At 46.2% G+C, this 6602-nt stretch carries 8 protein-coding genes; all 8 read right to left on the minus strand.

Annotation, left to right across the window (positions count from 1 at the left end):
• Nucleotides 1-152: 152 nt before the first annotated feature.
• Nucleotides 153-971: a DUF945 domain-containing protein gene (locus OEL83_20970; GenBank protein MDK9709518.1), complete on the minus strand. Its 819-nt coding sequence runs from the start codon at nt 969-971 to the stop codon at nt 153-155.
• 126 nt (nt 972-1097) lie between these two features.
• Nucleotides 1098-1829: a DUF2786 domain-containing protein gene (locus tag OEL83_20975; protein MDK9709519.1), complete on the minus strand. Its 732-nt coding sequence runs from the start codon at nt 1827-1829 to the stop codon at nt 1098-1100.
• Between the two features lie 95 nt (nt 1830-1924).
• On the minus strand, nt 1925-2407 hold the full coding sequence (gene radC / locus OEL83_20980; protein MDK9709520.1) for a DNA repair protein RadC: 483 nt from the start codon (nt 2405-2407) through the stop codon (nt 1925-1927).
• A gap of 3 nt (nt 2408-2410) precedes the next feature.
• The gene (locus OEL83_20985; GenBank protein ID MDK9709521.1) at nt 2411-2632 is read right to left on the minus strand and encodes a hypothetical protein; all 222 of its coding nucleotides are present in this window, start codon (nt 2630-2632) and stop codon (nt 2411-2413) included.
• A 195-nt stretch (nt 2633-2827) separates the two neighbouring features.
• A complete protein-coding gene (locus OEL83_20990; protein MDK9709522.1) occupies nt 2828-3121 on the minus strand; it encodes a hypothetical protein in 294 nt (97 codons plus the stop codon).
• A 91-nt stretch (nt 3122-3212) separates the two neighbouring features.
• Nucleotides 3213-5546, minus strand: coding sequence for a DEAD/DEAH box helicase (locus OEL83_20995; protein MDK9709523.1), 2334 nt, complete (start codon nt 5544-5546; stop codon nt 3213-3215).
• 94 nt (nt 5547-5640) lie between these two features.
• Nucleotides 5641-6093: a hypothetical protein gene (locus OEL83_21000; GenBank protein ID MDK9709524.1), complete on the minus strand. Its 453-nt coding sequence runs from the start codon at nt 6091-6093 to the stop codon at nt 5641-5643.
• A 123-nt stretch (nt 6094-6216) separates the two neighbouring features.
• Nucleotides 6217-6602 (minus strand): hypothetical protein (locus OEL83_21005; GenBank protein MDK9709525.1); only part of this gene is annotated, 386 nt, incomplete at its 5' end.

Here is a 6602-nt window from a genome sequence, read left to right on the forward strand (position 1 = left end):
CAGCGTCAGATGTATATAAGAAACAGCTATTTATGCAACTAAATAGTTATATAATAAAGTAAATAAATATTCATACCTTTGTATAGCACAAAAGATATAATAATCATCCAAAAAAAAGCCGCCCCCCGAAGGAGACGGCTGTGGTTAAATTGTTATGCGGCAATCGATAGAGATTTCAATTCAGCCATCTTTTCAGTCAAGACCCAAAGAGCCTGATTCAGCTTGATATTGCGATCAAGGGCTTTTACCGCTCTGGTAGTGACTTTTCGAGGGCCATCTTCTCCATTGACTTTGCCTTTTACTCCGCCTTTGATGATGTTCTCCTGGACCTTATTGAATGTCGTCCACAGACTATTGCTGCCATCGGCAAAACGGCGCTGTGTCAACAACTGTTCCGGAGATATAGGAGCGTTACCAAAATCCTCATATACCAGCCTGTGAGCTGCTGCAGCATAGGCGATCTGCTCGTCGTAGCCTAAGTGGATACCTTTCAGATAATCCATCTGGTCGTTGATGACCGTTGCAGCAGCGGTGATTTTATCAGCAGATTCAACAAAATCATTTTGGTTAAATCCGACATGCCGATGGGTGAAGTTGGCAAAATCCGAGGCGATCATCAAACCGTTGCCACAGACCAAACGCCAAACTGAAGCAATCAGTTTGAAGGAACTGCCCAGGTCGTGAGAATTATAGAGAACCAGGTCAACCCGCTCATCCTTCGGATTCATTTCGAAGTGTTCATTCCGGGTAAAACGAATGGAATGCTTTTGAAATCCTTCCTTATCCTGGATACGGGTGCCGCTCTGCTCTGCCTTGATCGGAAACCAGCCAGCATCACGCAGCAGGTCAACAGCATCTAAGGTTGGAACAAAGGTGTAACGACTGGATACTTTATCTACAGGCTCAGTTGCACCAGCAGCAGAAGCGTACTTAACGATCAGGTCATTGGTCATAAAAATTGGTGCGGTCATGGTCGTGTCTCCATTGAGATTGAAAAAAATAGGGACAAGACCCCCGTCAGGGAGGTTTTGTCCCTGATGGGTTGACTGCTTATTGAGTGTGGATTGGTTTTACTCTGTTTTTTCTGTTTTCATTTTCTACCTCTTGAGGCCAAGAGGTGCAGAAGACCTGCCGTTTACAGATTGGTGCAGACTGACATTATTGCCATCAGTCATTCCTTGCCGGTAGGCATTGCCGTCAACACGACTGGCTCTTGACATTATCGTTTTTATACGTGGGAAGAGCCGATTGACTCGCTGGTCAACTGCTTTATCTTTAATCACCATCAATGCAGTACCGGTCATCCCAAAGGCATTACGATTATCCGTCGGGGCAGTGTTCTGCTTCAGACGTTCTAATCGTTGGCTGATCGTTTTAATCATTCCCAGGCGGTAACTGTTATGCAGGGATTTACCGTGAGTTCTGGTACAACCCCTTGCACGATTTACATAAGCCTGGCTCATTCGCTTAATGGTAGAGCGCAGTCGTTCAAACAGATCAGTGATAATTATCAAATCTGTCTGGCCGGCTACAAAAATGAAACTCCAACCGTTGCTGTTTCTGGTACGGATTGCTCGGCCATTGAAGGTTTGGGCAATGAAGCTTCCCATGGAGATTTCCCATGTCTGGGAAGTCTTGGTCAGTCCACATACTTCTGCAGAACCTACATGCGCACCACTTCCGTCAAGAGCTACATCAGCAACGGACAGATTGTGTTCACGCATCAGCTCCTCGGCCTTCTTCATGGCAAGGGCAGCTTCGTTTTCGTTATCACTTGCCGACAGAGCAAGTAATTTCTGGAGTTTATCGATTATTTTCTGATCTATCATGGCCTTGTCTCCTTTGAGATTAAAAAAAATAGGGACAAGACCCCGTCAGGGAGGTTTTGTCCCTGATAGGTTGATATTGATTGCGAAGAATTTAGCTAAAACTGAATACCCATATCCGCAAAGGATGTTATCTCATCCCCGACGATTATATGGTCCAGCACTTTAACATCTATAATCTGCAGGATTTCTTTCAGTTTTTTGGTCAATTCAATGTCTTGTTGGGAAGGGTCAGTATTACCTGAAGGGTGGTTGTGAGCGAGGATAACCTTTGTAGCATTGAGCCGCAGGGTTTCCTTAACCACTTCACGAGGGTAAACTGTTGTCGAATCAATAGTCCCTTGGAACATTTCCTTCCACGCCAGGATGCAGTTCTTGGTGTCCAGAAACAGACAACCAAAGACCTCATGTTGGTATGAAAAGATTTTTGAGGCTATTGCTTCCTTTGCAGCTTGTGAACTTCCGATAAATTCAGTTCCTCTTTTCAGTGTGGAGCGAGTACGGTTACGGCCCTCTTTAATGATTTCGGGGGTTGTCGCAGTGACGTACTGTCCTTGTTCGTCTTGGATGAATAACTTCATGGCTTATCTCCTCTTTTGAATTAAAGAGCGATAAGACTTCACCAAAGACAGAGAGGTTATTTTGCTCCTGATGGTTTGATTGCTACGGATTTCTGCCACAGAAAGCTTCTCTTGCAAGCGTTCTATTTCATTAGCAGCCAGAAAAAGCAGGATGCAATGCCCGAGGTTGCTTTTGTCGGTTCTTTTTGCAGTAGTCCGCATACATCGAACTAAATTGACAATCATGGTCTTGTCTCCTTGGAGTGAATAAAAAAAGGGACAAGACTTTCCCGTCAGGGAGGTTTCGTCCCTGGTGGGTTGATTGGTTTATGTTTGGCTAATCTTGATCTTGACGATCTTCTTGGTGGTCGGCCTCGAAATAATCAGCCATTAAATCATCCATTAAATCGGCCAATACTTCGAGATCATAATAATATTCCATTATGATGCCTCCTGTGGGTCAGTATGGTCAGCGATGGCCTCAAAGAGATAGACGGGCTGATGATGTTTCCATATCTCTCGTAACAGAGCTACGGGCTCATTACTTTTTACTATCCTCTGTAACCTTTCGATCTCCGTTGCTGACTGTCTGAGCAATTCCCCAAAAGGCCAGGTGCAATTATCCGCAGCGTCCGCATGTTCGCGTAACTGTGTCGGCAATTCAATCCTGATCGGTTTTGCCGTAATCTCGACCTCTAATGGTCCGGCCATCATTTCGATTTCTGAATTATTCATAAGTTTTCCTCCGTAATGAAAAGGAACAAAACTTCCCACAAGGGGTTGTTTTGCCCTTTGCTGGGTTGAATAAATGGGTTGGGGGAGTGGGTTATGCCGCTATTCTTATTTCAGCCAGGACAAAATGCTTGCACTGGTCAGGTTTATAAATACGAATCGGCTTTTCGTTGATTTCACCGCAACCTTGTCGGTCGTACCAACCTATCTTTCTGCCGGACCAGAAAACAAATCCGTCTTTCAGATCGAAGCGGTTGTTGCCGACATAAGCGATGGCTCCGGCCTTCTTGACATACACAGTCCCGCGAACAACATACTCTTCTGTGATCGTGGCTGTGCTGCCGGAGGCAGTACTCATGGTGGTTGTGGTCGTAATGGTGACATCCTGGTTATCGTCCATAGATAGATTACTCAGCAACTCACGCTGCCGGTATCTGGTCCATGCTTCGCTCATATCCTTGACCGCAACCTTGCCGGTCAAAGCCTTTGCCAGTTCATACATCATGCTGTTTTCTGATTCAGATAATGCAGCCAGCCCTTTATCTGATAACTCGCCCTCTACTGCAAGCGATGTTTCCATCTTTTGCGCCATGAGCGACAGAGCTTTTTCCTGCATGGTTTTTGAATAGGCCATGAAAAATACCCGTACCGGCTGGTCTTGCCCGATACGCCATGACCTTCGGCTGGCTTGTCTGAGCGTGAATACTGAATAACCGCATTGAAAAAAGATGATTGTGGGAAACTCCAAAAGATCGAGTCCGGTTTTTACTAAATTGGGATTGCAAATAAGACAATCGTACAATCCCGTCTGAACCTGCTTTTTGAGCCAATCCTCCCGATACTCCGGTTTTACGATTTGACTGCGGAGTACCAGAGGCTTCAGGTCATTCTTCTGAAGTTTTTCCTCTAATACAGGGAGCAAATCCCGTGTGCCGGTGTGTTCGAGAAAAATCGCCACTTTTCTCCCTTGTTTCTTTTCAGCCGCTATAATCTCCAGCAACTTTTCTTCTTTGGGCAACAGGTCAATTCGGAGGCCTGGTGCAGAGGCAACTACGGTCTCTCTACCTGCAATCTCCAAGGTGATTCTTTCCCCATTCCGGCATCCATCAGGATACGCCAGCAAGGATTGAATCATTTTGCCCATAAGCCGCATATCACCACGAGCTAATGCTTCGCTGGTGGCATTTATGAGATCATGGGAGAGTTGGGCATATTCCGGTTGTTGTTGGTCGGGTTCCAATGCTACTGGAACGATGATTTCTTCGTATTCCGGCAATGCGTCATTAACATCGGCCAGACGGACAAAGGTCGAATGCTCAAGCAGCAGATCAGGCAGTAACAGGGGTGATATTCCTGGAGCTTCCTTAACCCGTGACTTACCGAGCTTTCGGCCAATACTGGCAACATTGAGACTTGCATTTACATCCTTGCTGTCATAAGTGCGTTGCACAACGCCGTAGCGTTCTGCAAAATGCATTGACCTGCCAAACTCAAAGCCATCTGCCTTCATCTGACGAGAAAACATCCGCCAGAGCAGATAAAAAAGATTTGAGCTATAGCCGCCCATCAAAGTGCCGGTAAGAGCCAGCACCTTTTTTGAGCGAGCGATAAGACAGGACATTGCTTGGCCCTGGGCAGTACCGCCACCCTTGAGTTCATGCACTTCGTCCAGTATCAGAAGGTCGAAAAAGTTCTTGTGAAAAAACCGCTTCATAAACTCGGCCTTGGCGTAGCGGCGGACTTTCGTTCCATCTGCCATCCACATCGGGGCCTTGCAATGTTCGCACGGTATGCATTTGTTGTTATCGTCATCGGTTGTTATTTGCCCACCGCATTCAGGACAACATTGCCTTCCAAAAACCGTAATCCGCTGGGGAACACGCTGGAAATGCAATTTAGCCCGCTCTTTGCCCATTACCCATATCTCGGTGCCAACAGGTTTTATTGACGTGAGCTTACCTGTGATGAGCAGACCCAGGCTTTTCCCGTTGAGGTTGATGCAGTTGCATCCGGGGATGGTATCTTGTGCTTCCCGTATCCATTTTTTGACCAGGTGGCCGGGACATTGAATAAGGATGCGTTTGTGTGTTTTAGTAATCAGATGAGCAACAGCCAATCCCATAAAGGTTTTGCCCGTTCCCATCTCACCGACCATGAAAGCTGCCTTGTGATCTTCTTTGAAAAAAGACCTGGCTACCGGCAAGATGCCTTTTCTGGTTTGCGACTCAAACGGTTTTCGCAGTAATTGCTGTAACTTTTCTCTGGCCTGTGAATCCCAATGATCTTCCGCTTTCAGTGAATAGACAGGGTTCATGTTTTGAATGACTTGATTCTTAAGCATATCGCCCCATTCATCCAGAAACTCGGCCAGTTTGACGGTTTTTTGTCCGTCAATTACTGATTCGACAATATCGGTGATAGCTTCCATAATTCTCCATTTTTAATGGTTGAAAAGAGGAGAATATGGCCCCATGAGGGGAAATACTCTCCCCCTGTTTGGGTTAGGTTGTCATGTTGGTTGGCTACTGTATCTCTCCGGTCTTGACTGCTTCCAGCACCCGCATTTCTAAGGTCTCATCGCATGGGATATTTACAAGATACGCTTCCTGAAAATCCTCGTCGCCGAAGCTATAAAGTTTTTCAGGGGATATCATTTTCTCCCAGAGCCACTCTTGCCATTGCGGTTTGAGTGGAATGGTGGTTGCTTTATCAACACGGCGGAAGGCTCGTTCCTGCACGGTAGGCAGATCAGGGCCAAAGACAGTTGCGTGAAGAGAAGATTCGTTGAATCCTGTTGCAACCAGCACCTTGTTTACTACCTCACCGATCTTGCGGGTGCGGCAGGTGCGGATTGAGCCGGAAAAACGAAGGTCAGCTGACTCGTCATTATTGCCAGACACCCTGCAAACAGCCTCGCCGCTATAAATGAGCGCAGAAATGGCCTTTACATGAGAAGGCGAACCGATAAGGCTCAATAAACAGCCTTGGTATTCTCGGTCTGACCTTCTTACAATCAGGGCGTTGGAATAACAGACGAATCCAACACATTTTATGATGAGGTATGGTGTTATCATGTGATTTCTCCCGTAAGAGTTGGATTACTGCACGGTAATCAATTCGGCAGTTTGCATGTCAATGACTTTGACGGTCGGGATGTACTGGTCTTTGGTGGTGATCGAACCGCCGCCAGTCTCGTTTTCATGAACCTGGACAATCTTTTCGATTTTTTTGATAACACCTTTAATAACCAACTGCCGGCCATCTTTCTCTATGGCTCCGTTCATGTATCCTCCTGCCAGCATAAGGGCCAGGTGGCCGTTTTCAAGCGAAGTCAATGGACGGATATTATTGTTTTTAGTAGGGATAAGTTCTTGTAAAACATCTTGAAGAATTCCTGCCTTGTTAATGACTGGAATTGCTTCTAGTGGGTCAAGGCGATCCATGCGGAAATTTACTGGTCTGTCTGCCGTGGGAATAACGATTG

The sequence above is a fragment of the Desulforhopalus sp. genome, assembly GCA_030247675.1.
Classification (GTDB): domain Bacteria; phylum Desulfobacterota; class Desulfobulbia; order Desulfobulbales; family Desulfocapsaceae; genus Desulforhopalus_A.